This window comes from Candidatus Limnocylindrales bacterium (assembly GCA_035626395.1).
Taxonomy (GTDB): Bacteria; Desulfobacterota; Binatia; order UBA1149; family CAITLU01; genus DASPNH01.
Map to the genome: position 1 here is coordinate 174,364 of DASPNR010000030.1, position 25,002 is coordinate 199,365.

Consider the following 25,002-nt stretch of genomic DNA (forward strand, 5'->3'; position numbering starts at 1 on the left):
ATGCCGATGCAGCCGATGTTCGGCCGCGCACGACAGGCTCGACACGCGCAGCCCTTCCTGATGGACTGCCTCGCCGTGCGCGCGCATTTCCTCCCTGCGATGGCGGCGGTCCTGGCGATGGTCGGCTGCGAGGATCCCGACGTCACGCGTGCGCGCATCTTCGAAGCTCAGCGTCAGGACACGTATGCGCGCTGCCTGGCGCACGGTGCTCTGGAGAACTACCGCAAGCAGTGCGAGCACATCGGCGGCCGCATCCTCGTCGTGCGCCATACGTTCGTGTGCTTCGGCGAAGGGCGCGAGCGCAATCCCGAAGGCCTCGGCGACGGGCCCTACTGCGTCTGCCACGAGCGCAACGAGCAGGGCCGCTGCGTCGGCGAGGCCGACTGCGACGCCGGCGTCAAGGAGAAATGCGAGCCGCTGCTGAGCGCCGAGCTCGTTCCGTTCTACAAGCCGCCCGCCGGCCAGGATCTGCCGGCAGAGGAGTCGAGCGGCAACGCCCCGGCGCGCCCGTGAGAATCGAAGCCGCCACGGAAGGCTCCGCGGCCGCGCCGCCGCCGTCGTCGTCCCGGCAGCAGCGCGAGCCGGAGCTGGACGGGCTGCGGGCCATCGCTGCCACGCAGGTGCTGCTGTTCCATTGCCTGAGCGCCGTGGGCGCGACGACCGAGGTGCAGCATTGGTTGATAACGGGGCCGCCCGCCGCCGTCGCCAACGGCGCCTCGGCAGTCGTCCTGTTCTTCGTGCTCAGCGGCTACGTGCTCGCAGGTTCGTTTCTGCGCGATGCGTCCGCGCTCGGCGCCGGCGCCTTTCTCGTCCGGCGCATGCTGCGGCTGTATCCGGCATTCCTCGCCGCGCTGGCGGCGGCATGGCTGGTCAGCATGATCGTGCCGCACTTCGACGATGGTGCGGGCCAGAGCGCGTGGCTCCGCGCCCATGCACAGCTGCGCCTCAGCGCCGGGCAGCTTCTGCTGAGCGCGCTGGCGCCGGGCGCCGCCTACGAGCTGGTGCCGGTGGGCTGGACGCTTCGTCTGGAGCTCATCTACTCGCTGCTCTTTCCGATGCTGATGGTCATTGCGCTGCGCACACACGTGGCGGTGCTCGTGCTGCCGGCGGCGCTGAGCCTGCTGCTGACGCCGTCGCGCCTGATCAACTACGCGTTCCCTTTTACCGTCGGCATCGCGATGTACGCGTGCCGCGAGCGCATCCACGCGTCCGATCGCGGCGTTCGTGCGATCCGCTGGCCGCTGCTGCTCGTGGCTGCCGGCGGCTATCTGCTGCCGCCAACGCACCTGTGGCCCGCCTCGCGGCTGCTCGGGATGGGCCTTGCGACCCTCGGTGCGGCCTCGCTGATGCTGCTCGCGCGAATGCCGCCGCTGGCGCCGCTGCTGCGCTCCCCGGCAATGGTCCGCCTCGGCGAGATCTCCTACAGCCTCTACCTTCTTCACGTCCCGGTCGTGCTGCTGGTCGCGCCGTGGCTGCTCGGAGGGGAGCCGGCGGAGGATGCAGCGACGGCAACGATGCGGTGGCTGCTCGTTGGGGTCGCGGTCCTGCCGCTGACGATCGTCGCGGCGTCCTTCGTCCATCGGACGATCGAGCTGCCGGGAATCGAAGCGGGGCGCAGGCTCGGCCGCCGCATCACGGCGCTCCAGGATTGAGTGAGGGCGCGAGCGGCAGGCCGAACGCCCCGCGCCGCTGACGGCGCTACTCGTCGCGATGCACCGTCTGCGGCGAGAATGCCGGCATGCATACGGCAATGTACTCGGCCCCTTCGGCACCCGGCGTGCTGTAGCGGACCCATTCTCCCGGCGCCGTGATCAGAGCCTGTCCGGCGCCGACGTCGGTCGAGCCGCCTTCATACTCGACGTGCAGCGATCCGTGCAGCACGATCGAAATCTCCTGGAACTCGGGGCGCTGTCGCGGCTCTTCCCATCCGCTCGGCGACTTCATGCGCGCCACGCTCACCGACCTCGTGCCGGTGCTCGGCACGCCCACGAACTCCTCGATGAGCTTCGGTTTGGTGCCGACGGCCTCGATGATGACGGGGGCCGTTACCAGCCGCGGCATGCCCGCTACTCCGGATCCACGAACTGGGGCGCGCGCTTCTGCATGTTCGCCTGCACGGCTTCGAGCTGGTTGGGGCCGCCGATGAGAGTGCGCTGAACGTCCTCCTCGAGCCGAAGCCCTTCGCCTTCGTCGGTGACGAGGTAGGCCCGTTCGAGCAGTTGCTTGGCAGCGCGGATCGCGTGCGGCGACTTTCCGGCGATCTCTTCGGCGAGTGCGAACGCCTCGGCCAGAGGATCCTCGGCCGTTCGCGTTGCCAGGCCGAGCGCCACCGCTTCGGTGCCGCTGACGATCTTCGCGGTGTACGTCAGCTCCTTGAGCACGTCCTGCCGCACCACCGTGCGCAGCGTGCGCGTGCCGCTCATGTCCGGAATCAGGCCCCAATACGTCTCGCGCACCGACATCTTGGCCTCCGGATGGACGATGCGAATGTCCGCCCCCGCTGCGATCTGGAGACCGCCGCCGTAGGCCACGCCGTGCACGGCGGCGATCACCGGCACCGGCACTTCTTTCCATACGTAGCCGGCGAGCTGGGCCAGATTGGCGGGGCTGGTCTCGTCGCGATCGAAGAGGCTGCGGCGCGGGCGGGCGTCGTCGGCCATGGCCATGAAGCTCGCGAAGTCCAGCCCCGCGCAGAACGCGCGTCCTTCGCCCGAGAGCACCACCGCGCGGATACTGCGATCCGTCGAGATGCGGCGCCCGGTCTCGACGAGCGCATCGAACATGTCCTGATCGAGGGCGTTGAGCTTGTCGGGGCGGTTCATGCGCACGTCGGCGATGTGCCCGCGCCTGGTGACGGTTACGCGTTCGGACATGTGCTTCTCCTCTGGCGATCCGACGAGCGGCGTCGAAACGCGCCCGACCCTTTACATCGGGCCTTGCTTTACCGGAAGCGGCTTTCAGGCGCTGGCGGTCCCTGCCACACTTCGCGGCGGAGGTGCCCATGTCGCAAGAACGCCCGCAGATTCCGCCGCCCACGCAGATACTCCAGATGGCAACCGGTTTCTGGATTTCCAAGGTTCTGCTCAGTGCCGCCGAGCTCGGTCTGTTCACCGAGCTGGGGTCGGGGCCGTTGTCGTACGAGGAAATCCGACGGCGTCTGAACCTGCATCCGCGCTCTGCCCGCGACTTCCTCGATGCGCTGGTTTCGGTCGGGCTCCTCCAGCGCGAAGGCGACCAGTACGCGAACTCGGAGCTCACCGCTGTGTATCTCGATCGCGCCAGGCCCACGTACATCGGCGGCTTCCTCGAGATGTGCGAGCGTCGTCTGTATCCGTTCTGGGGCCGGCTGACCGATGCGTTGCGAAGCGGCGTGGCGCAGAACGAATCCGGCGGCGCCGACGACTTCTTCGCCTCGATCTACTCGACGCCCGACAGGCTGAGGGGGTTCCTGCAGGCGATGACGGGCATCAGCAAAGGTGCCGCCGTCCAGATCGCGAGCAAGTTCCCATGGGATCGCTACCGCACCTTTGCCGACATCGGCTGCGCGCAGGGCTGCGTGCCGGTGGAGCTGGCCGAAACGCACGCGCACCTGAGCGGCATCGGGTTCGATCTTGCCGCCGTGGGCCCGGTCTTCGACGAGTTCGTCGCTTCGCGACGGCTCTCGGAGCGCCTGCGTTTCGTTGCCGGCGATTTCTTCGCCGACCCGTTGCCGCAGGCCGACGTGCTGATCATGGGTCACATCCTGCACGACTGGAACCTGGAGGAGAAGAAGACCCTGCTGAAGAAGGCGCACGATGCGCTGCCCAGCGGCGGCTCGCTCATCGTCTACGAGGCCCTCATCGACGACGACCGCCGCAGCAACACGTTCGGCCTCCTGATGAGCCTGAACATGCTGATCGAAACGCCGGGAGGCTTCGATTACACCGGCGCCGATTGCACCGGCTGGATGAAAGAGATCGGCTTTCGCGAGACGCGCGTCGAATATCTCGACGGTCCCGACTCGATGGTCATCGGCGTCAAGTAGCGGTCGCTCGGCCATTCCACGCTGGCGCGACAACAGGAGCGGAGCCATGGCGACGACGGAGATCCACGGAAACTGCGACGAGAAGTTCGAGCCGGTCAGGGAGACGTTCGCCGCCGCTTTCGACAGCGGGCTCGAGGTCGGCGCTGCCGTCGCGGTGACGATCGACAACGAGCTGGTCGTGGATCTGTGGGCCGGCCACGCCGATCACGCCGGCACGCGGCCATGGCAGCGCGACACCATCGCCAACTTCTATTCCACGACCAAGGGCGTGGTTGCGCTCCTCGCGCATCGTCTGGTCGAAGAAGGCCGCATCGATCTGGATGCGCCCGTGACGCGCTACTGGCCCGAGTTCGGGCAGGTCGGCAAGCAGACGATGCCGGTGCGGCATCTGCTCAACCACAAGGCGGGCCTGCCTGCCGTATCCATGCATCTGGCTCTGGACGCGATCTACGACTGGAGCGTCATGACCGAGGCGCTGGCCGCGCAGGAGCCGTGGTGGCAGCCGGGCGCCGCGCACGGCTATCACGCCGTCACCTACGGTTGGCTGATCGGCGAGGTGATGCGGCGCGTGACGGGCAAGAGCGTCGGCAGCTATCTTCGCGATGAGATCGCCGAACCGCTCGGCCTCGATCTGTGGATCGGTCTGCCCGAGAGCGAAGACGGACGCTGCGCCGAGCTCGCGGCGCCGCAGCTGACGATCGTCGAGGGTCAGCCCAATCTTCTCGAGCTCATCATGCGCGACCCCGAGTCGGTCACCGCCAAAGCCTTCACGAACCCGCCGACGCTGATGATGCCGGGCACCGTCAACTCACGCCCCTGGCGCGGCGCCGAGATCCCCGGCGCCAACGGCCACGGCAGCGCAAGATCGCTCGCGCAGCTCTACGGCGCCGTCGCCAGCGGCGGCGACCTGCGCGGCGTGCACGTGCTCGGGCCCCAGCAGGCCGCGCGCGCCGCCACCGAAGAGGCACGCGGCATGGACCTCGTGCTGCAGATGAACACGCGCATCGGCCTGGGCTTCATGCTCTCGCAGCCGCACGCATCCTTCAGTCCGCGCGAGGGCGCCTTCGGACATCCCGGCGCCGGCGGCTCGGTGGCGTTCGCCGATCCGAGCGTGAAGATGGGGTTCGGCTACGTGATGAATCGGATGGGGCCGCATATTCTCATCGATCCGCGGGCGCAGGCCTTGATCAATGCGGCGCATTCCTGCGTGTGGTAACGGGCGGACCGCGCGGAACGGGTCATTGGCGGCGTTGCGGCCTGCGTGCTCGCTCCAGCGGGCCTCCAGCCCGCTTCCGCTGTGCGCGCGGGCCGCGCCTTGCCACTGACCCGTTGCGCGCGGTCCGTTGCAAAGTTGTGCTCTGGTGCTCAATCGGACGTCGAGCGAATCAAAAATCTTATCTTCGAGCGCGGGCGCGAAGAGTGGTGCGGCTACGAGGCGCAGACCGAGGAGTGAGCGTAGGCGGGCTGGAGGCCCGCCGCAGCGAGCCCCGAGGGCGGCAACGAAGTAGACGGGCCGCTATGCGCGTCCGCGGCCGCTATCTGGCAGAGACCACCATCGGCCGCCCCGGCGGAATGACCACGCACGGTATGCGCCCATGCTGCAGCTCGGTGCACGCCTGTCGGGCATCCTTCTCGTTGACCATCGCAAAGCGTGAGCTGACGTGGGTGCCCAGGGAGCTCACCAGCAGCGGGGCAGTGCGCAGCTGCACCGGCAGCTTGACGCGCACCTCTTCGCCGCGCTGGCGGGCCATCGAAGCGTCGCGGAAGACTCCGACCTGAACTGACCAGCCTTCGGGCGCCGGCGTTGCGGCGGCGGGCGCGGGAGCCGCGGCCGGACCGTCCCCTTGCTCGATGGCGGCTTCCGGCTCTTCGCTTGCCGGCGTGCCAGGACGTGATGGAGGCGTTGCCGCGACTTTGACCGCGGCGGTCGTCGCTGCGACCGCGACGGCGGCGGACTTGGCCGGTGCGGCAACAGCCGACTTCAGCGCCGCCGCCGGGGATGTTGCAGCGGCCGTGGCGGTAGCGGCAGCCGGCGCGGCCGGAGCCGACTTCGTGGTCACGACCGTGGCCGCGCGAGCCGGCGCTGCCGTCGCCGTCTTGACCGGTGCCGGTGCTGCCGCACTCCCCGTTGCTGCCGCTGACGCTGGCGAGACTGGTGCCGCAGCGGCGGGCGCCGCTGCAACGGCTGCAGGCGCGCCGGGCTGCACTGCTGCACCGGCAGCAGCAGTTGCCGGTGCCGGCGCGGCAGCTTTCTGCCCGCGGGGATTTTTCTGGTACGCGGCCGCCGCCGTCAGCAGCATCGACGTGGCAGGCGAGGGGGAGTGCACCGCGGGCGGCAACTCGGTGCTGGCCGCCGCCGCCGCAACCGGCGCCGCTGCGCCCTGCTCCGAAGGCAGCACGGGAACGGAGGGCGCGTTGCCGGCGGCAAGCGAAGGAAGCTCGACCGGCTTGGCCTCTTCTTCCGTCACTTCCTCCATCGGAGCGCGCTCGGGCTTGGCATCGGCGACGACGATCAGGCTCGGGTCGATTGCCGCGTACGCGATGTCCATGAGACGCGAGGCGTGCTCGCGCGTCCATCCTGCCGTGTCGCCGCCGAGCACGATGGCGATGAGGCGCTTGTTCTGGCCACGCACGGCCGAGGCAGCCAGGTTGTGCCCGGACGAGTAGATGAAGCCGGTCTTGATGCCGTCGGCGCCGAAGTAGGTTCGCAGCAGACGGTTCTGATTGGGCCAGTGCCTGCCGCGATATTCGAAGTCGTTGAGCGAGACGAAGTGGTAGTACTCGGGGAAGTCGCGGATCAGAGCCCGCGACAGGATGGCAAGGTCGCGTGCCGAGGAAACGTGGCCCGCGGCGGGCAGGCCCGAAGCGTTGTAGAAGACGGTCTGGACCATGCCGAGGACCTTGCCCTTGGCGGTCATCAGCTCGGCGAAGTTCTGCTCGCAGCCGGCCAGGTGCTCGGCTAGGACGCTGGCTGCGTCGTTGGCCGACTTGGTGGTCATGCCGCGAATGGCCTGCTCCACCGTCAGGGTCGAGCCGGGCGTGAGGCCAAGCTTGGACGGATCGCGGCCGGCGGCGTACTCGGACACCTTCATCGGCGTATCCAGCTTGATGCGCCCGGTCTTGAGCGCCTCGAACGCCAGATACAGCGTCATGATCTTCGTCAGTGATGCGGGATAGCGCGAAAAGTCGGCGTTGCGCTCATAGAGCACCTTGCCGGTCTCGTGCTCCACGACGATCGACGCATAGCGGGACGCAGGCGCGCTGGCGGGCGCAGCCGCGACTTTCGCCGCAGCCGGGCTCGCCAACATCCCGGCGATCAGCACCCCCGCAAGTGCAGATTGGAACCCCATTCCCCCTGAACCCCACCCTGACAGTCTCGTCACCCTTTACTCCATCGGATAGCGGATGTCGCTAGAAATCTGGTCGACGGCTGCGATGGCGTCTCCGGAGAGCGTCACGTCGGCCGCGGCCAGGGTTTCGTCGAGCTGGTTTCGATGAGTGGCTCCGATGATGGCGGAGCCGAGGAAGTCTCGGGTCAGCGTCCACGCGATCGCGAACGTCGCCGGCGCCAGGCCATGCTCCTTGGCCACCGCCGCCATGCGGTCGAAGGTGGCGCCAGTGGCGTCGTTGACGAAGCGCTCGGTCATGCGCGCGCCGCGGGCGGCGTCGCTGCGGTAGTTGGTGAAGCGTGCGCCCTGCGGCCACTGGCCGCGCTGGTACTTTCCGGAAAGTACGCCGCCTCCGAGCGGACTGTAAGCCAGCAGGCTCAGGCCCTCGCGCCGGCAGACGTTGGCGAGCTCGTCGTCGAAGCGGCGGTGCATGAGGCTGTAGTTGTTCTGTATGGTCTCGTAGCGGACGCGGCTGCCGAGGGAGTCGGCAGCCCACAGGCTCTTCATGACTCCGTAGGCGTTCTCGTTGCTGCAGCCGACGTAGCGGACCTTGCCCGCCTGGACGACCCGCTCCAGGCCCTCGAGCGTCTCCTCGTAAGGCAGGCCGATGTCCTGCCAGTGCGTCTGGTAGAGGTCGATGTAATCGGTTCGCAGTCGCCGCAGGCTGCCTTCGACCGCGCGCTCGATGGAATGGCGGTCCAGGCTCGTGTTTCCGCTGCGGACTGGCGCCTGGAACCAGCCGCCGCTCGGGCCGCTGATCTTGGTGGCGACGATGACCGAGTCGCGCTGGCGGCCGGCCAGCCAGTCGCCGACGATCTCTTCGCTGCGGCCGGCCCATTCCCGGCGCGGCGGCACCGGATAGATCTCGGCGACGTCGAGGAAGTTGACGCCGGCATCGAAGGCCTTGTCCAGGATCGCGTGGCTCTCGGTCTCGTCGGCCTGGGCACCGAAAGTCATGGTGCCAATGCAGATTTCGGTGACCGTCAGGCCACTTCGCCCGAGACGCCGTCGCTTCATGCTGTTCCCGTCGCGCCAATGCAGCGCGCGATTTGGCATCCGACGAAGCCAGCTCCCTCCGGCTCCGCCCGACGTGCCGCGAATCCTAGCGCTGAACGATTGCGTCAGCGAACGGCGGAGGCGGCCGAAAGGTATTCGCATATCCGGTGCAAATTGGAATATAGAAAGTCCGTGCCCACGCAGACTGCCGCCGTCGACGGACGCCGCGCCAGGTCGCTCAAGACCCGGCACGCCATCGTCGATGCCACCATCGCCCTGCTCGAGGCCGGGGACCTCAAGCCCACGGCGGCTTCGGTCGCCGAACGCGCGGGGCTGTCGGTTCGTTCGATATTCCAGCACTTTACCGATCTCGAAGACCTGTTCCTGGCGGTCTCGGACCGGCAGGCCAACCGCGTGGCCGCGCTGTATGCGGGCACCGCCTACGACGGAGACCTGCCTTCGCGCCTGGCGACCTTCGTCGGATATCGCTCGCGGCTCTTCGAGACCGTCGCCCCCATTCGACGCGCGGCCCTGCTGCAGGAGCCTTTCTCCCCCACGGTTGCCGACCGTCTCGCGCTGGCTCGCATGCTTCAGCGCGTCGATGTCGAGCGCGCCTTCGCGCCGGAGATCGCGGCGGCAAACGCCCAGGGCAAGACCTGGCTGCTGGAAGCGCTGTGCGCGATCACGTCCTTCTCGACCTGGGACGAGCTGCGCCGCAGCGCCGGTCTGAGCATCGAAGCCGCCAGCGAAGCGTATGGCCGTGCGGTCGAGGCGATTCTGACGTCGGCGGTCGCCGGCCAGGGCGCGGCTCACCCTGCCGCCGCGCACGACGCGACGGACAGCGCGGCCGACTGACGCTGCACTGCCGGCTGCTGCGTCCGCGCGACTGACGCTGTAGAGGACGCGCGTGCAGCCGACGCTTCCGCCGCCTCCTGCCGTAGCGCGAGCACGCCGGCGGCTCCTTCGCTTCTACGACCACGACGGCCGCGACCTTCCCTGGCGCCGCACCACCGATCCCTACGCGATCTGGATCTCGGAGGTGATGCTGCAGCAGACGCGCGTCGAGGCGGTGATCGCGCACTACGAGCGCTTCCTGAAACGATTTCCGACGCTGGCCGATCTTGCATCCGCTGAGCTCGAGGAGGTTCTGGCGGCCTGGACGGGCCTCGGCTACTACCGCCGCGCGCGCCTCCTTCATGCCGGCGCACGCTTCGTCGCCGACGAGCATGACGGCAGGCTGCCGTCTTCGCGTGAGCAGTTGCAGGCCATTCCCGGGGTCGGCGCGTATACCGCCGGCGCGGTCGCATCGATTGCGTTCGGCCGCGCCGAGCCGGCGGTGGATGCGAACGTGGCGCGTGTGGTCGCGCGCGTGTTTGCCGGCGGCGGCGACCAGGGCTCGCGCGCCCCGTCGCGCATGCAGATCGAGCAGCATGCCGCGGCCCTCGCGCGCTGCCGCCGCGCGGGCGACGTCAATCAGGCCTTGATGGATCTGGGTGCGCGCATCTGCCGGGCGAAACGGCCGCGCTGCCAGGAGTGTCCGCTGCAGCCGCTGTGCGGTGCGTGGCAGACCGGAGTGCAGGAGCAGATCCCGCCGCCGCGCCCGCGAAAGCCGGCGCGCGACGTGCATCTCGCGTGCGCGGTGGTGCGAAGCGGCCGGCGCGCGCTGCTCGTTCGCCGCGACCGCGATCGTGCCCTGCTCGGCGGGATGTGGGAGCTGCCGACCGTCGAGCAGGCCGCGGCAGCCGACGCGCGCCGCCTGCTCGAGGACCTGGTGGATGGCGCGCTGGGCCGCCGCGCAAGCCTCAGCGGACCGTGCGCGCGGGTGCGCCACGATATCGTCGGCCGGCGCATCGTCGCCGACGTCTACGTCGCCGAGGTCGATGCCGGGGCGCCTCGCGCGCAGCGGCCGAGCGGCGCCGCACGCGGCGTGGAATTCTTTTCCGAGGAAGAGATGAAGAGGGCGGCGCTGTCGGCGCTGCCGCTCAAGATCCTGCGCGCGACCGGCTTTCCTGGGCGGCCGCAATCGAGCGCATCTCGCGCGGAAGCGCGAACGTGACGTCCTCACGCGCCGTCTCCAGGTCGCGCACCGTCGTGCATCCGAGCTGACGCAGGCGCTCGATCGTCTCCTGCACCAGCGTCTCGGGCGTGGACGCCCCCGCCGTAAGTCCCACGCTGACGATGCCCTCGAGCCAGTCCGGCTCGATGTCGCCGGCGCATTCGATTAGGCGCGCCCTGGCTCCGCTGTTGCGTGCCACTTCGACCAGGCGGTTGGCATTACTGGAGGTGGGCGAGCCGATCACCAGCACCAGTTCGCTCGCCCGTGCCAGCTCCTTGACGGCGGTCTGGCGGTTCTGCGTCGCGTAGCAGATGTCGTCCTTCTTGGGTGTGCGCGCGTGCGGGAACCGCCTCTGGATCGCCTCCACCACCTCGCGCGTATCGTCGACCGACAGCGTCGTCTGCGTGACGACGGCGACCGGAGTGTCCGCCGGCAGCGCGAGCCGCTCGACGTCGGCGACGGTCTCCACCAGATGCATGCGGTCGGGTGCGTGCCCGAGCGTTCCCTCCACCTCGACGTGGCCGCGGTGGCCGATGAGCAGGATCTGGAAGTCCTGGCGCGCGAAGCGCAGCGCTTCCATGTGAACCTTGGTGACGAGCGGGCAGGTTGCGTCGATGACGCGCAGGCCCGCGCCGGAGGCGCCGGCGCGCACTTCGGGCGAGACGCCGTGGGCCGAGAAGATCAGAAGGCTGCCGGCCGGAACGTCGGCCAGATCGTCGACGAAGATCGCGCCGCGCTCGCGCAGACGGTCGCAGACGTGACGATTGTGCACGATCTCATGGCGCACGTAGACGGGCGGCCCGTAGTGGTCGAGCACCAGGTCGACGATCTCGATGGCGTAGGAGACGCCGGCGCAGAAGCCGCGAGGGCTTGCCACCAGCAGTTGTCGTGCGGCTTCCGTGCTCATGCGAACGCGCAGGCTGACATGCCCGCTGCCGGCAGACAAGCAGCCGTTCCACCTGCCACCGCCCCGATTGGCCTGACGCGCGGCGGTTGGCATGATGGCGCCACATGCAAAGCATCGCACGGTACGCGTCGCTGCCGGCAGCGCTGGGGCTCGCCTGTCTCTTCGCAGGCTGCGAGGGCAAATCCCAGGGCCCCGGCACCATCGAAGGCAAGGCACTCCCTGTCGAAGTGGTGGCCGCGCGCGGCATCGTCGAGGCCAAGGCGGCCACGGCCATCGCCAAGCGGGTCAAGGCGGATCTTCCCGAAAAGCAGATCCTCTTCGGCGACCTCCACGTTCACACGACCTACTCGGCCGACGCGTTCATGATGAGCCTGCCGATCATGCAGGGCGAAGGCGTTCATCCGGTCGCGGACGCCTGCGACTTCGCGCGCTACTGCTCCTCGCTCGACTTCTGGAGCATCAACGATCACGCCGAGTCGATCACTCCCAAGCGCTGGCGCGAGACGATCGATTCGATCCGCCAGTGCAACGCCATCGCCGGAGATCCGGCCTCGCCGGACGTCGTCGCCTATCTGGGCTGGGAGTGGACGCAGATCGGCCTTACCGCCGAAGAGCACTACGGTCACCGCAACGTGATTCTCAAGGATCTCGACGACGGCAAGATCACGCGCCGTCCGATCGCGGCCTCGGCATTCAGCGGACAGGCCATGCGCGACGCGCCGCCGTGGAACGTGCGCTATCTGCTTCCGCACCTGGATTGGGCCAACCGGCATCGCTACTACGATCTTCTGAAGTTCCAGGACGAGACGCGCGAGACGCCTGTTTGTCAGGCCGGCGTCGATACCAAGAGCCTGCCCGACGACTGCATGGAGTTCGCCGCCACGCCGGCCGAGCTGCTCGAGAAGCTGGCGCAGTCCGGCGTGGAAAGCATGGTCATCCCGCACGGCACGACCTGGGGCATCTACACGCCGCCCGGCTATACCTTCGACAAGTCGCTGGCAGGCAGGCAGCACGACGAAGAGCAGCAGCGCTTGATCGAAGTGTTCTCGGGGCACGGCAATTCCGAGGAGCACCGGCCGTGGCGCGAGGCAACGCGCGATGAGCAGGGACGCCTGGCATGCCCGGAGCCGACGGCGGAATACGAGCCCTGCTGCTGGCGCGCCGGCGAGATCATCCGCTCGCGCTGCGCCGATCCGCAGTCGGCGGAGTGCCAGCGGCGTGTCGAGCAGGCGCGCGCCGATTATCTGGCGGCGGGAGCATCGGGACGCCTGAGCGTGCCGGGCGCCGACGTGCCGGAGTGGGGCGCGTGCGGCGTGTGCCGCGACTGCTACCTGCCGTCGTTCGAGTATCGGGCGGGCGGCGCGGTGCAGTACATCATGGCGCTGAGCAATTTCGAGGATCCGGCCAAGCCGCGGCGGTTCCACTTCGGCTTCATCGCCTCCAGCGACAACCACTCGGCCAGGCCCGGCACCGGCTACAAGGAGTTCGATCGCCAGGAGCATACCGAGTCGTTCGGTCCGCGCAGCTCGTTCTGGCGCGATCAGTCGCGCCCCCTCGGCGATCCCGAGGAGACCTCGCTGCAGATCGATCCCAATGGCGGCGGCCGTTTCCAGCGCTTCCAGCTCCTGGACTTCGAGCGCGGCTCCTCGTTCTTCTACACCGGCGGCCTGGTGGCCGTGCATTCGCCGGGACGCGACCGCGACTCGATCTGGAACGCGCTCGAAAGCCGCGAGGTCTACGGAACCAGCGGCGAGCGCATCCTGCTGTGGTTCGACATGATCAACTCGCCCACGGGCAAGGTGGCGATGGGCTCGCAGGTGCAGTTCTCGGCGCGGCCGCGCTTCCGCGTGCGTGCGGTGGGCAGCCTCAAGCAGAAGCCGGGCTGCCCGGATCACGCAGCGAGCGGGCTTTCGGCCGAGCGCCTGCAGAAGCTGTGCGGCGGCGAGTGCTACAACCCCACCGACGAGCGCTACCGCATCAAGCGGCTCGAGATCGTGCGCATCCAGCCGCAGACGCGGCCTGACGAGCCGGTCGAGGAGCTGATCCAGGATCCGTGGAAGACCATTCCGTGCTCCGGTGAACGCATCGGGTGCGTGGCAGAGTTCGAGGACTTCGACTTCCCGGCCGAGCGTCGCGACACGCTCTACTACGTGCGTGCGCTGCAGGAGGCGACGCCGACCGTCAACGCCGGCAATCTGCGCTGCCGGACCGACGAGACCGGCAAGTGCGTCAGCATCGACCCCTGCTACGGCGACTGGCGGACCGACTACGAGGACGACTGCCTCGCCGACGCCGAGGAGCGGGCCTGGTCGTCGCCGATCTTCCTGCACTACCAGGTCGATGCGGCCACGCCCGCCGCTGCGCAGCCCGTGCCGGCGCCGGCTCGCCCGACGGCTCCACCGCCGGCGGAGGCGCCGCCGCCGGACGCTCCTCGCTGACGATCGCATCGCGCCGGCTTCCGTTGCTGCTGCATTCGGAGCTATATGCACGGCTGATTCTGCGCATGTCGTGAGGGGGACGGCGCGATGGATGATTCGAGCCTTGAACAGATGGCGGCCGCTGCCGCCGCCGTACGCGACGCGGGTGCCGGCGACGCAGGCCCTGCGGCGACGGGGAACGGGGGATCTGCGGCAGCAGAGCCGCGGGCGCATGCTGGCCGCGGAACCGTTCCATCACTGAACGACCTGCCTGCCGACGAGCGGGCGGCGATCCTGGCAACGGCGCTCGACGCGGTTCCCGAGATCGTCTGGTACAAGGACACGCACAACAACATCCTGTGGGCCAATCGCGCGGCCCTCGCGCGAGCCGGCCGCAGCGCCGAGGATCTGCTCGGCCGCAGCTGCTTCGACCTTTCGCCGCGGGAGGGAACCGAGTACTTCGAGCAGGACCTGCGCGTCATCGAGACGCGCCAGCCGATGCTCGGCATCCTTCATCGCCTGCGCCGCGCCAACGGCGAGCGCGAATGGGTCTCGACCGACAAGCACCCGGTGCTGGGCGCCGACGGACAGGTGCGCGGCATCATCGCGGTGTCGCGGTACATGCCCCATCCTCCCGCCGCTGCCGAGCCCGCCGCTTCCCACGCCGCCGGCAATCTGCGGCTTCCCGGCGAGATGATGCGCACGGACGTCAGCGGTGCGGTCACCTTCGTCAGCGACGGCTGCTGCCGGCTGCTCGGCCTGCGCGCGGACGCCGCACTGGGTCAGGGATGGCTCTCGGTCGTCGAGGAGGAAGACCGCGCGGCCCTCGAGCGCACCTGGCGCGCGGCGGTGCAGGAGCGGCGCGAGATCTTCGACGTGCGCCTGCGCGTGCGGCGACCGGGCGAGACCGAGCCGGTCGCGCTCAACGTGCGCGCGATTCGCGAAGTGGACGACGACGGCGAGGTGCTCGGCTTCGTCGCCAACCTTTCGGAGCCCGCACGCACCGAGGACGTTTCGGCCGAGCAGAACCAGCGCCGGCTGCTCGACGCCATGGCGGCGACGGCACCGGTGGGCATGTTCGTTTCGGACGCGCAGGGCCGTTGCACGTACGTCAACGACCGATGGTGCCGGATCTGGGGCGTCGAGCGGTCCGAAGCACTGTCGCGCGGGTGGATCAAGGCGCTGCACCCCGAAGATCGCGACCGCGTGCTGCTCGACTTCCTGACGATGACGCAGGCCAAGCGGCCGTACTCGGGAGAATTCCGCGTGCGACACGGTGACGGCCGCGAGCGCTGGGTGCTAGGGCGCTCGGTGCCGCTGCTCGACGGCAACGGCGAGGTCATCGCGCAGGTCGGCACCGCCACCGACATCACCTCGCGCAAGCTGGCCGAGGAGGAGGTTCGACGGCTCAACCGCGATCTGGAGGCGCGGGTGGCCGAGCGCACTGCCGAGCTGCAGTCCGCGCTCAAGGAGCTCGAGGCGTTCTGCTACGCGGTCTCGCACGATCTGCGCGCTCCGCTGCGCGCGCTCGACGGTTTCAGCTCGGCGCTGCTCGAGGAGTTCGGCGACCAGCTCGAAGGGCACGGCAAGGACTGGCTGCTACGCTTGCGCGCCGGCAGCCAGCGCATGGGGCGCCTGATCGACGACCTGCTGGCACTGTCGCGGCTCAGCCGCGGCAGCATGCGGCGCGAGCGTGTCGATCTGACGCGGATCGCGCAGGACGTGATCGAGGAGCTGCGCCACACCGCCGACGCGCGCTCGGTGGCGGTGGAGATAGAGTCGGGCGCTTCCTGCATGGGCGACCCGACGCTGCTGCGTGTGGTGCTGCAGAACCTGCTCGGCAACGCGTGGAAGTTCACTGCGCGCACCGAGCACCCGCGCATCGAGTTCGGCACCGCCAACGACGAGGACGGAGCTCCGGTCTTCTACGTCACCGACAACGGCGTCGGCTTCGACATGATGTTCGCCGACAAGCTCTTCGGCCTGTTCCAGCGCCTGCACCATCCGAGCGAGTTCGACGGCACCGGCATCGGCCTCGCCAACGTCCGGCGCATCATCGAGCGGCATGGCGGGCGCGTGTGGGCGCAGGGTCAGCCCGGCGCCGGCGCCACCTTCTATTTCACCGTTTGAGACGCTACGACGCAGGCGAGGCCTGCGCATCTCGCAACGACGTCGCGCCGCGCTAAGGTGAAGCGACAGCGAGGTGCAGCATGGACTGGCAGCAGAACATCGTCAGCGACATCGGGCAGGTCCGCGATCTTCTCGCGGATACCAGCACCATTGCCGTGCTCGGCATCAAGACCGAGGCGCAGAGCGACCAGCCGGCGTACTACGTGCCGGAGTATCTGGCCTCCGCGGGCTTTCGCGTCATTCCCGTGCCCGTCTACTATCCCGAAGCAACGCGCATCCTGGGACAGCAGGTGTACCGGCGGCTGTCGGACATCCCCGAGGACGTCGACCTGATCGACGTCTTCCGTCGCAGCAGCGACGTTCCCGGGCATCTCGAGGACATGCTGGCGAAGAAGCCGAAGGCGGTCTGGATGCAGTCCGGCATCAGCCACGACGGCGTGGCCAGGGCCCTTGCCCAGGCCGGAATCAAGGTGGTGCAGAATCGCTGTCTGATGGTCGATCACCGCCGCCTCGGCGCCGGGCCGCGTCGCTGACCGATACGAGGACGCAGGAGCGGCGGGCGCTGCCATGCAGCACCGTCTTCTCCTGCATGCGCAAGCCCGCCTCTTCCACCACGCGCCGGAAATCCGCCTCGTAGGTGACCCTGCCGAAGTCGATGCTCGTCACGCTGCGCAGCAGCGGCTTGATGCGCTCGAGCAGCGGCGACGGCCGGTGCTCGAACGTCTGGGTGAAGAAGATCGGCGAGCCCGGATGCAGCAGCGAGCGCACGTGCCGCAACGCCGCCAGCGGCTGCGGCAGCAGCATGAAGCTTCCGCTGAAGTAGGCGGCTTCATAGGGGCCGCCGTCGTGATCGTAGATGGATTCGAGCCTGGCGGTGACCGCGTCGGCCAGGCCTGCGCGATCGATCGAGACGCGGCAGCGCGCGATGTAGGCCGCGTCGATGTCGATGCCGGTCACGCGCAGCGCCTTCTCGCGCAGCAGCGCCGCGTTGGCCAGCAGCGCGCTGCCGGTGCCGATGCCGACGTCGAGCAGGTGGCAGCGCGGCGCCAGGCGTTGCAGGACCTGCGCGTACCACGTCGCCGTCATGCCGACGATGGCGGCGTCGTAGACGGCGGCGCGAAGGCGGCTCGACAAGGTCACGCCGCGCCTCGCAGCGCGGCGTCAGGAGCGCAGCAACGGTGGAGCGGTGTCAGGCGGGCACGCATCGGCATCCGGCGCCGACGATACAGCGCGCGACGGCCACTTCCATCCGCGCGCGCCGGCCAGGTCCGACGCCTGCGACGTCCAAAGCAGCGTGCGCCGGTAAGCGGCCTCGGCGCGGTTGCGCAGCGTCGATGCCGCCCGGCCGGGAACCAGCGCCAGCGCCGACGCGTCGCCGCCGCGCAGGTCCGCCAGCGCCCATGCCAGCACGCGCCGCGCAGGAAACAGTGCATGCGGCGCCAGCTGCCCGTCGATGACGCTACCGAAACGATCGCCGAGCGATCCGAGCTCGCCCACGCGCCGCGCCACCAGCCGCTCGAGCGCGCTCACCGAATCGGCCCGTCCCAGCTCCTGACCCCAGCGATACATGCCGATGCGCTCGACGTCTCGGCGGCGCCAGTAGCGCGCCAGGGCAGCATCGGTGTCCGCGACCACCGCGGCTGCCAGCGCGCGGCCGTCGCGCAAGGCATCGGTGATGCCGAAGCCGACGAAGAACTCCTTATGATGTCCGGCGTCGCCGGCCAGCGCCCATCCCGGACCGGCGGCGGCGCGGAAGAAGTAGCGCGTGCGCGCCAGGCAGCGGACGCGCGAGAGCGGCCGCGAATCGCGCAGCACCTCGCTCAGTCGCGTGCAGGAAAGAACGTCGCTGCGATACGCCGTCTCGCGCGCACCGCGCCATCGGTCCGCATGTTCGGCAGGCGGGGAAGTGGCGATCAGCACCTGGTCTTCGGCGGTAGGGAACAGGATGTGCGACGCGTCGCCGTGCGATCCGTTGTAGAGCAGAGACGGATCCCACTGCGACGGCCGCGGCCAGTACGCCCAGCATGCGGCGCGCGGGCCCTCGTAGCCCAGATACTCGCGGGCACCCGCCAGCCTGGCGACCATGGAGGCGCGGCCGTCGGCGCCGATCACGAGGCGCGAGCGGACCGAATCGATGCGGCCGTCGCGGCGGCGCACCTGCACGCCGCACACACGGCCATCGTCGCGGCGGAGCAGCCCGACCACGCGCGACTGCGGCTGCAGATCGGCGCCGGCTGCGATCGCAGCCTCCTGCAGGAGGCCGTCGAGCCTGTCGCGCCGCAGGCAGTGCGCCGCACGGCCGCTGCCGTAACGCATCACCATGCTCTCGTCGTCGAGATCGAAGAGCGCGGCCGTGATGGCGGGCGACAGCCGGCGAACCGCATTTCCGACTCCGAGCCGATCGAGCTCGTCCATGCCCGGCGGCTGCACGAGGTGCGTCGACATCGGCTGATCCGACGGCAGCGCGCTCGCATCGAGCAGCGCCACGGAGGCGCCGGCGCGGCAAAGATGCGTGGCAACGGACGCGCCCGCGCAGCGTGCGCCGACCACGATCACGTCGAAGGAGGACGCGCTCATCGCCAGCTCGCGTTGCGGCTGGCGCGCAGGGGGTCGCGAAGCAGCGTCAGCATCGGAACGCCGATTCCGTAGGTGGAGATCGTCGGGCCGGGAGTGATGCGCACGATGCACGACCCGGGCGCCTCCAGCGCGCCGTGGGCCGCGATCTTGCGCAGGCGGCCGCTGCGTACGAGCGACGCAATCTGCGCCGCGTCGACGTCGAGCAGCTCGGCCGTTGCCTGGAACTGCACGCAGAATGGCGGCGCCATCGGCACGCGGCGCACGGGCACGCAGACCGCCACGTACGGATTGGCGCGGATGTTCCGGGCCTTGCGGCTGTCGGCGAAGGTGTGGACGTAGAGCCGCCCCTCGACGAAGGAATAGACGACGCCGACCACGTGCGGACGGTTCTGCGCCGAGGATGTGGCAAGCGTGCAGAACGAGTGACGGGTCAGGGCGGCGCGCGCGGCATTGCGGATCGGGTCGAGCGAGGGCTGGATGCTGGCTTGCTGGTCCATGGCTGGTGCCTCCAGCTTCAGGAGCGTGAGGTTCCAGCGGACGTCGTGCGGCGCCGCCGTACGAATGTCTCGGTACCCGCTTCAGGCGGCGCAGGCGCCGCAGCTGACGGCGGCCGCGATCAGAAAGTCCAGTCGATGGGGCGCTCGGGCCGGTAGGCGCACAGATGGCCGGTGTGGATGCTCATGGACAGGTGGCGGGCCAGATCCGGCTGGCTCGCGCGGATGCGCGCGATGGCGTCCTTGATGCGTTTGGTCACGGTGAGGCGGGCACGCTCGGAGGCCGATCCGGCACGGCGCTCGCGTCCGCCGAGGCCGACAGCGGCCGCGAGCTGTTCGCCGAGCGCCTCGATCTCGGCCCTTGCAGCGGCGGCGCCGGCCGCATCGCCTGCCGTCTCCGCCGCATCCAGCGACGCGCGCAACTCGGCAAGCCGGCCCTTGTAGGACTGCCTTGCCCTGGCGTCCAGGATCGGCCCGGAGTCGCCTCCGTAGCGGGCAACTTCCGGCTCGTGCTCGACGACCAGGTCGATCGCCGCGATGTCGCGTCCCCTCTCACGCATCAGCCTTGCGATGTGGCGCATGCCCTTGGTGTCGCGTACGCGCGTGATCGCGCCGTCGAAGCCGAGCGTCCAGTACTCGCCTTCGCGGCGAAAGACGTACGCCAAGGGAGCTGAAGCCGGCACGGCGGTCGCGGATGGTGCAGACGACGGGAGATCCTCTTCCGCGGTGTCACCGAGGAACGCGTCGACGGCGCGCGCGGCCGCTTCGATGTCGCCGACGCCCGGACGCATGACGTCGCCCTCGAGCACCACGAGGCGCGCCTGCGGGATGAGGGAGGAGATGCGCGCGACGGCGGCTGCCGCGATGGTCGTCAGCTGCCGGCGATGCAGGACGAGCGTGGGGACCGAAAGATGCGGGAGGTCGGCGCTGGCGTCGAGGTCGCGCGTGCCGCCGATGAGCATGCGCATCCCCTCGGGCGTCACGCACGCCCGCAGATACGCCGCATAGCGATGCGCGGAATCGCCTCTGCCCCAGCCGACCATGACGTGCGCGGCCGCTTCGGTGAACAGCTCCCAATCGCGCTCGGCCACGTCGAACAGCGTTTCGACCTGCGGCGGAATGCTGTCGCCCATTCGTGCGACGGGACACCACAGGATCAGATGCGAGACACGCTCGGGATGAAGCCGCGCGTAGCGCACGGCCACCGGCACCGAGTTGACGCACGCGAACAGCGCAGCCGCCTCGCCGGGCGCGGCCGCGTCCAGCACGGCCTCGAGATCGGCCGCAAGCGCGTCCATCGAGCATGGCACGCCGTCACGATCCGAAAGGCCCAGGCCGCGCGGATCGTAGCGCAGCACGCGCCGCCGCCGGCCCAGGCGCTCGAGGAAGCGTCGGTCCTCGTCCAGCTGCCACTCCAGCTCGACGTGGCGGAATGGCAGCGGCGGCGTGCAGACGACGCAGCGGCCGGTGGCGGCGCCGCTGATGGAATACGCGATGCGCACGCCGTCGCGGGTGGTGGTGAACTGCACCGCCGGAGTCACGGCGGGCTCTATAGCAGAAGAAAGGGGTCAGGCACGTGCCGTGCCGGACCCCTTCGCAAGCGCGCGCCCATATCGGCCGACGGGCGCAATTTGGCTTAGACTAGGCGGTGGCGGGAAGCTTCGCCAGCAGGTCGCGATACATCGTCAGCTGCTCGATCAGCTCCTCGATGCGTCTGGCGCGGCGCAGGCTGCGCTTGTCGCGCTCACGCCGCCATTCCTCGACGCGCGCCGACAGGCGCTGCCGAAGCTCGGCGAGGTCGAGCGCGGCCGGCGTGTGATCGTGCACGATCGCCGACAGCGATGCGATCTTCGCTTCGCTGCGGCGCGTGAGCCGCTCGAGCGTGCGGCGCGCGTTCTCGACCAGATCGGCGCGCGTGCTCTGGGAGCCCTGGTAGGTGAGGATCGCACGGACGCGGCGCTCCCAGATCGTCTCGGGGCTCGTACGCTTGAGGTCGGTGGCGGCGCCGATCTTGGACATCAGCCAGATCGTCCACTTGCTCGGGTCGAAGGCCATGGCGCTGATGCCGTTTCGGTAGTCGTTCGGGAAGGTGTGGTGGTAGTTGTGGAATCCCTCGCCGAAGGTCAGCAGCGCCAGGAACCAGTTGTCGGCGGCGGTGACGTCGGGATTGTACGGGCGCTTGGTGCCCGAGTGCGCCCAGGAATTGATGAACCAGGTCGTATGGTGCGTGGCCACGATGCGCACGCCTCCCACCAGCAGCAGGCCGCCCCAGCCGCACAGGGCAACCGGGATGACGATGCTGACCAGGATGGCCAGCGGCACGTAGACCTTGTGCTGCAGCATCACCAGGCGGTCGTTCTTCAGGAAGTGGGGGATGCGCTGGTAGTTGGTCGGGCTCTCGCGCCGGAACAGCCAGCCCATGTGCGCATAGAAGAAGCCGCGGCGGCGGTTGTAGGGGTCCTTGTCCGTATCGATGTGCGAGTGGTGCTGGATGTGGTCCAGGGACCATTCCAGGGCCGAGCCCTGCCAGGCGGCAGATGCCGCGATCAGCAGGAGCGCCTCCGCCACCGGATGCGCCTTGTAGGCGCGGTGCGAGATCAGGCGGTGGTAGCCGACGGTGATGGCCATGCCGCTGATCAGGAAGTAGGCCACGGCCAGAACGATCTCGGTCGCGGTTACCCCCGCGTAGTAGGCATAGAAGGGCCAGGCCATGGCGGCGAGGGTCGATCCGAGGATGAAGAGAACGGTGGGCCAGTTGATGGGTGATTGGTCGGAGGCAGTCGCTGTGCTCATTACCGGCGAACTTTGCCATATCCGGTGCCGGTACTCTATCGAACAGTTGCCTGGGTCGACGATTCCCGTCCCGTCGAGGACGCAAACGCGCACGATGCGCGCAAGGAACCTGCCGCGCAACGGGGTGGAGAGCTAGTTGAAAACCCGCGGGTCCGCCATTATGAGAGCGCCCGGCCACCATAAAGCTCGCACCTTTAGCTTCCCCGCGAGACCTACGACGAGGCAGGAGACGCACAGCCGATGAGCAAGATCAGGGTCGCCATCGTAGGCGTGGGCAACTGTGCCAGCTCGCTCGTGCAGGGGATCCACTACTACAGCGACGACCAGCGGCTCGAGGAGGCGGTCGGGCTCATGCATCGGGAGATCGGCGGCTATCGGCCCGGCGACGTCGAAGTGGTGGCCGCCTACGACATCGATGCACGCAAGGTCGGCGCCGACGTCGCCGAAGCCATTTTCGCCCCGCCGAACTGCACCGTCAGCTTCTGTCCCGACGTCCCCGCCACCGGAACCAAGGTCCGCATGGGCGCCGTCCTCGACGGCTGCTCCGAGCACATGGACGGCTACGCACCCGAGCGTACCTTCGTGGTCAGCAAGGAGCTGGAGCCCGAAGCGCACGACGTGGTGCGCGTGCTTCGCGACAGCGGCGCAGAGGTCGTCCTGAACTATCTGCCGGTGGGATCGGAGGCTGCCACGCGCTTCTACGCGCAGTGCGCACTGGATGCCGGCTGCGGCTTCATCAACAACATCCCCGTCTTCATCGCCAGTGACCCGGCCTGGGCCAAGCGCTTCGAGGAGCGCAACCTTCCGCTCATCGGCGACGACATCAAGGCGCAGGTCGGCGCCACCATTACGCACCGCATGCTGACCGATCTCTTCGGCAAGCGCGGCGTGCGCATCGATCGCACCTACCAGCTCAACACCGGCGGCAACACCGACTTCCTCAACATGCTCAACCGCCACCGCCTGGCTTCGAAGAAGATCTCCAAGACCGAGGCCGTCCAGTCCGTCGCCGCCGAGCGCCTCGACGACGACAACATCCATATCGGCCCCAGCGACTACGTCCCCTGGCAGAAGGACAACAAGGTCTGCTTCCTGCGCATCGAAGGCCGGCTGTTCGGCGACGTGCCGATGAGCCTGGAGCTGCGCCTGTCGGTCGAGGACTCGCCGAACTCCGCCGGCGTCGCCATCGACGCCATCCGCTGCTGCCGCCTGGCACTGGACCGGGGCCGCGGCGGCGTGCTGTACGCGCCCGCCGCCTACTTCTGCAAGCACCCGCCGCGCCAGTACACCGATGACGAGGCGTATCGGCTCACCGAAGCGTTCATCGAGGGGAGTTGGGGGGAGACGGAGGCGGGGCATCTGGCGGTAGTCGACAAGGCTGCCGCGAAAGCCTGAGGAGAGAACGGTCGCGTGTCCGCCGTCCCGCCCCTATGGGGCGGCGGTGGTGCGTACAACGAAGATTTCGTTGAGCAAGTGCGTGCCGGCTATAGCCTCGCCGCCGCGTACCCTGTACAAGCGTCGCCTCGCACCGTACGTGCTGGCGGTCCCGGGGAGGCTGCGGCGGCAGGGGCGACTGTTCGATGCGACGACGGAATGCGCTGACAACTCCGGAACTTGCGCAGGTTGCCCTGTCGTTCCGGCGCGCCATCGAAGCGAGCAACCTCCGTCGCCATGCGCGCGTCATGCGGCGCTTTCCCACCGGTTGCTGCAAGCACAGCTCCCAGCTCCTTGCCCGCTACCTCGTCACCGAGCTTCATCTGCCGCTGGTCACGTTCGTCCACGGCGAGCGCGGCGGCGGCGACAAGGGCGACCCCTGGCAGTCCCACGTCTGGCTGCGCGTCAACGACCACATGGTCGACATCACCGCCGATCAGTACCCGGAAGTCGACGCTCCGATCATCTGCCTGGCCGGCGGCGGCTGGCATGCCAGCTGGGACCGTCAGCGCCAGCTCACCTACGGCGAGATGATGTCCTTCGATCGCTGGGAAGGCCTGCGCTTCTCGCGCATGTACTACCGCGTGCTGCGCACGATGAACTACGTGCCGCGGCCGCGCGTCCACGTCCCGCTTCGCAACGGCGGCCCGCCGGCCGAGCCCGCCTGAGCCGCATCCCCTCGCGACCGCGGCGCCTGCCGTCTAAGATGGCGGCGGAGGTCGCCGCATGAGCTTCACCATCATCGAAGACGGCCGCGCCACCGACGTGCAGGCGCGCGTCATCGGCAACAGCGTCCGCATCGCACCTGCCGATGTCGAGCGCGCGCTCGGCTGGAGCCTGAAGAGCCAGGGCCTTTGCCGAGGCGACGTCTGCGTGCCGGTGACGCCCGGCGCCGCCATCGCCAGCGACGAAGGCATCGATCTCGTCGCGCTGGCGTCCGCACTGGATCGCCCTCTGGCGCTCGACGTGGCGGCCGGCGCCGCATGCATCGGGGATTCGGCCCGCGAGCGTGCCGCCTCGCTGTCGGCAGGCGAGGCGCCCGACTTCACTCTGCCCGATCTTTCGGGGCGCATGCACAGCCTGAGCGATTACCGCGGCCGCAAGGTGCTGCTGATCGCTTGGGCGTCCTGGTGAGGGTGCCGGGAAGAGCTGTCGGTCTGGCAGCAACTTCAGCAAGAGCTCGGCGATCACGGCTTCACGGCGATCACGGTAGCGCTCGACAAGTCGGCCGAAGACGCGCGCCCGTACATCGAGCGCGCAGCGCCGACGCATCCGGCGCTGATCGACAGCGAGCACGTCGTCGCGCATCGCTACGGCATCATCAACATCTCGAGCGTCGTCTGGATCGACGAGAATGGACGCATCGTGCGGCCCCCGCTGATCGAGTATGGCACCGACATGTTCAAGGAGTTCCACGGCAAGGAGGCGGGCCCGCATCTCGATGGGCTCCGGCGCTGGGTTCGCACCGGCGAGCTGCCGATGAGCCGCGACGAGGCAGCGCGCGCGCAACTCCTGCCCACGCACGACGAGCAGCTGGCCCGCGCCGAGTTCGGCCTGGCCTGGCACCTGTGGCAGCGAGGCGACCACGAGCGGGCGCAGCGTCATTTCGAGCGTGCCGGTGCGCTGGCGCCGCTGGACTGGACCATTCGTCGCGGCTCGATGCCGATCCAGGGCAAGGACCCGATGGGCCCCGACTTCTTCGACCTCTTCCGCGAGTGGATGGACGCGGGACGTCCCGACTATCGCAGCCTTGCGCAGCAGCGCCGCGGCGGAGCGGCCTGATCG

22 protein-coding genes are annotated in these 25,002 nt (G+C 69.0%); 12 read left to right on the forward strand and 10 right to left on the reverse strand.

Going from position 1 to position 25,002, the window contains the following annotated elements:
* Positions 1-6: 6 nt before the first annotated feature.
* Both VEC57_10205 and VEC57_10210 read left to right on the forward strand, forming a co-directional pair.
* Entirely contained in the window at positions 7-513 is a 507-nt protein-coding gene (locus tag VEC57_10205) for a hypothetical protein (protein ID HYB99488.1), read from the forward strand.
* On the forward strand, positions 510-1,652 hold the full coding sequence (locus tag VEC57_10210; GenBank protein HYB99489.1) for an acyltransferase: 1,143 nt from the start codon (positions 510-512) through the stop codon (positions 1,650-1,652). Before VEC57_10205 ends, VEC57_10210 begins: the two co-directional genes overlap by 4 nt.
* 46 nt (positions 1,653-1,698) lie before the next feature.
* Here the strand turns inward: VEC57_10210 and VEC57_10215 are convergent, their stop codons facing one another.
* Positions 1,699-2,061, reverse strand: a complete 363-nt coding sequence (locus VEC57_10215) for a cupin domain-containing protein (GenBank protein ID HYB99490.1) — start codon at positions 2,059-2,061, stop codon at positions 1,699-1,701.
* A 5-nt stretch (positions 2,062-2,066) separates the two neighbouring features.
* Positions 2,067-2,873 (reverse strand): crotonase/enoyl-CoA hydratase family protein, encoded by an 807-nt coding sequence (locus tag VEC57_10220; protein ID HYB99491.1) that lies wholly within the window; start codon positions 2,871-2,873, stop codon positions 2,067-2,069.
* A gap of 128 nt (positions 2,874-3,001) precedes the next feature.
* Here VEC57_10220 and VEC57_10225 point away from each other — a divergent pair, with 128 nt between their 5' ends.
* A complete protein-coding gene (locus VEC57_10225) occupies positions 3,002-4,024 on the forward strand; it encodes a methyltransferase (GenBank protein ID HYB99492.1) in 1,023 nt (340 codons plus the stop codon).
* Positions 4,025-4,070: 46 nt separating this feature from the next.
* Positions 4,071-5,240, forward strand: a complete 1,170-nt coding sequence (locus VEC57_10230; GenBank protein HYB99493.1) for a serine hydrolase domain-containing protein — start codon at positions 4,071-4,073, stop codon at positions 5,238-5,240.
* 319 nt (positions 5,241-5,559) lie between these two features.
* On the opposite strand, the gene VEC57_10235 is transcribed toward VEC57_10230, so the two are convergent.
* Positions 5,560-7,254 (reverse strand): D-alanyl-D-alanine carboxypeptidase family protein, encoded by a 1,695-nt coding sequence (locus tag VEC57_10235; protein HYB99494.1) that lies wholly within the window; start codon positions 7,252-7,254, stop codon positions 5,560-5,562.
* A gap of 156 nt (positions 7,255-7,410) precedes the next feature.
* Positions 7,411-8,370 (reverse strand): aldo/keto reductase, encoded by a 960-nt coding sequence (locus VEC57_10240; protein ID HYB99495.1) that lies wholly within the window; start codon positions 8,368-8,370, stop codon positions 7,411-7,413.
* On the opposite strand from VEC57_10240, the gene VEC57_10245 reads away from it, so the two are divergent.
* Positions 8,332-9,264 carry a TetR/AcrR family transcriptional regulator gene (locus VEC57_10245; protein ID HYB99496.1) on the forward strand — a complete coding sequence of 311 codons (933 nt, stop codon included), beginning with the start codon at positions 8,332-8,334 and terminating at the stop codon, positions 9,262-9,264. The two genes, VEC57_10240 and VEC57_10245, sit on opposite strands and share 39 nt — an antisense overlap.
* A gap of 52 nt (positions 9,265-9,316) precedes the next feature.
* Positions 9,317-10,465, forward strand: coding sequence for an A/G-specific adenine glycosylase (gene mutY, locus VEC57_10250; GenBank protein ID HYB99497.1), 1,149 nt, complete (start codon positions 9,317-9,319; stop codon positions 10,463-10,465).
* Here the strand turns inward: mutY and ispH are convergent.
* Positions 10,392-11,372, reverse strand: a complete 981-nt coding sequence (gene ispH, locus VEC57_10255) for a 4-hydroxy-3-methylbut-2-enyl diphosphate reductase (protein HYB99498.1) — start codon at positions 11,370-11,372, stop codon at positions 10,392-10,394. The genes mutY and ispH overlap by 74 nt on opposite strands.
* Positions 11,373-11,476: 104 nt before the next feature.
* Between ispH and VEC57_10260 the strand changes: the two genes are divergently transcribed.
* The 3 genes from VEC57_10260 to VEC57_10270 all read left to right on the forward strand — a co-directional run bounded on the left by VEC57_10260 (position 11,477) and on the right by VEC57_10270 (position 16,452).
* Complete coding sequence (locus VEC57_10260; protein HYB99499.1) at positions 11,477-13,810, forward strand: DUF3604 domain-containing protein; 2,334 nt, start codon at positions 11,477-11,479, stop codon at positions 13,808-13,810.
* Between the two features lie 87 nt (positions 13,811-13,897).
* Positions 13,898-15,919: a PAS domain S-box protein gene (locus VEC57_10265; protein ID HYB99500.1), complete on the forward strand. Its 2,022-nt coding sequence runs from the start codon at positions 13,898-13,900 to the stop codon at positions 15,917-15,919.
* A gap of 80 nt (positions 15,920-15,999) precedes the next feature.
* The gene (locus tag VEC57_10270; protein ID HYB99501.1) at positions 16,000-16,452 is read left to right on the forward strand and encodes a CoA-binding protein; all 453 of its coding nucleotides are present in this window, start codon (positions 16,000-16,002) and stop codon (positions 16,450-16,452) included.
* Here VEC57_10270 and VEC57_10275 read toward each other — a convergent pair.
* The 5 genes from VEC57_10275 to VEC57_10295 form a co-directional block, all read right to left on the reverse strand.
* Positions 16,385-17,059, reverse strand: coding sequence for a class I SAM-dependent methyltransferase (locus VEC57_10275; GenBank protein HYB99502.1), 675 nt, complete (start codon positions 17,057-17,059; stop codon positions 16,385-16,387). The two genes, VEC57_10270 and VEC57_10275, sit on opposite strands and share 68 nt — an antisense overlap.
* Before the next feature lie 21 nt (positions 17,060-17,080).
* Positions 17,081-18,496 (reverse strand): NAD(P)/FAD-dependent oxidoreductase, encoded by a 1,416-nt coding sequence (locus VEC57_10280; GenBank protein HYB99503.1) that lies wholly within the window; start codon positions 18,494-18,496, stop codon positions 17,081-17,083.
* Complete coding sequence (locus tag VEC57_10285; GenBank protein HYB99504.1) at positions 18,493-18,993, reverse strand: pyridoxamine 5'-phosphate oxidase family protein; 501 nt, start codon at positions 18,991-18,993, stop codon at positions 18,493-18,495. Before VEC57_10285 ends, VEC57_10280 begins: the two co-directional genes overlap by 4 nt.
* Positions 18,994-19,112: 119 nt before the next feature.
* Positions 19,113-20,531 carry an alpha/beta hydrolase gene (locus VEC57_10290; GenBank protein HYB99505.1) on the reverse strand — a complete coding sequence of 473 codons (1,419 nt, stop codon included), beginning with the start codon at positions 20,529-20,531 and terminating at the stop codon, positions 19,113-19,115.
* A gap of 100 nt (positions 20,532-20,631) precedes the next feature.
* Complete coding sequence (locus VEC57_10295) at positions 20,632-21,783, reverse strand: acyl-CoA desaturase (GenBank protein HYB99506.1); 1,152 nt, start codon at positions 21,781-21,783, stop codon at positions 20,632-20,634.
* 240 nt (positions 21,784-22,023) lie between these two features.
* On the opposite strand from VEC57_10295, the gene VEC57_10300 reads away from it, so the two are divergent.
* From VEC57_10300 to VEC57_10310, 3 genes are all read left to right on the forward strand, one after another.
* A complete protein-coding gene (locus VEC57_10300) occupies positions 22,024-23,178 on the forward strand; it encodes an inositol-3-phosphate synthase (protein ID HYB99507.1) in 1,155 nt (384 codons plus the stop codon).
* Positions 23,179-23,363: 185 nt separating this feature from the next.
* Entirely contained in the window at positions 23,364-23,885 is a 522-nt protein-coding gene (locus VEC57_10305) for a hypothetical protein (GenBank protein HYB99508.1), read from the forward strand.
* A gap of 58 nt (positions 23,886-23,943) precedes the next feature.
* The gene (locus VEC57_10310) at positions 23,944-24,999 is read left to right on the forward strand and encodes a redoxin domain-containing protein (GenBank protein HYB99509.1); all 1,056 of its coding nucleotides are present in this window, start codon (positions 23,944-23,946) and stop codon (positions 24,997-24,999) included.
* The last annotated feature ends 3 nt before the right edge of the window (positions 25,000-25,002 follow it).

Coding starts and splice junctions, on each gene's coding strand:
- VEC57_10205 (HYB99488.1), top strand. CDS start 7: ATGCAGCCGATGTTCGGCCGCGCACGACAGGCTCGACACGCGCAGCCC.
- VEC57_10215 (HYB99490.1), bottom strand. CDS start 2,061: ATGCCGCGGCTGGTAACGGCCCCCGTCATCATCGAGGCCGTCGGCACC.
- VEC57_10220 (HYB99491.1), bottom strand. CDS start 2,873: ATGTCCGAACGCGTAACCGTCACCAGGCGCGGGCACATCGCCGACGTG.
- VEC57_10225 (HYB99492.1), top strand. CDS start 3,002: ATGTCGCAAGAACGCCCGCAGATTCCGCCGCCCACGCAGATACTCCAG.
- VEC57_10230 (HYB99493.1), top strand. CDS start 4,071: ATGGCGACGACGGAGATCCACGGAAACTGCGACGAGAAGTTCGAGCCG.
- VEC57_10240 (HYB99495.1), bottom strand. CDS start 8,370: ATGACTTTCGGTGCCCAGGCCGACGAGACCGAGAGCCACGCGATCCTG.
- ispH (HYB99498.1), bottom strand. CDS start 11,372: ATGAGCACGGAAGCCGCACGACAACTGCTGGTGGCAAGCCCTCGCGGC.
- VEC57_10260 (HYB99499.1), top strand. CDS start 11,477: ATGCAAAGCATCGCACGGTACGCGTCGCTGCCGGCAGCGCTGGGGCTC.
- VEC57_10265 (HYB99500.1), top strand. CDS start 13,898: ATGGATGATTCGAGCCTTGAACAGATGGCGGCCGCTGCCGCCGCCGTA.
- VEC57_10270 (HYB99501.1), top strand. CDS start 16,000: ATGGACTGGCAGCAGAACATCGTCAGCGACATCGGGCAGGTCCGCGAT.
- VEC57_10280 (HYB99503.1), bottom strand. CDS start 18,496: ATGAGCGCGTCCTCCTTCGACGTGATCGTGGTCGGCGCACGCTGCGCG.
- VEC57_10285 (HYB99504.1), bottom strand. CDS start 18,993: ATGGACCAGCAAGCCAGCATCCAGCCCTCGCTCGACCCGATCCGCAAT.
- VEC57_10295 (HYB99506.1), bottom strand. CDS start 21,783: ATGAGCACAGCGACTGCCTCCGACCAATCACCCATCAACTGGCCCACC.
- VEC57_10300 (HYB99507.1), top strand. CDS start 22,024: ATGAGCAAGATCAGGGTCGCCATCGTAGGCGTGGGCAACTGTGCCAGC.
- VEC57_10305 (HYB99508.1), top strand. CDS start 23,364: ATGCGACGACGGAATGCGCTGACAACTCCGGAACTTGCGCAGGTTGCC.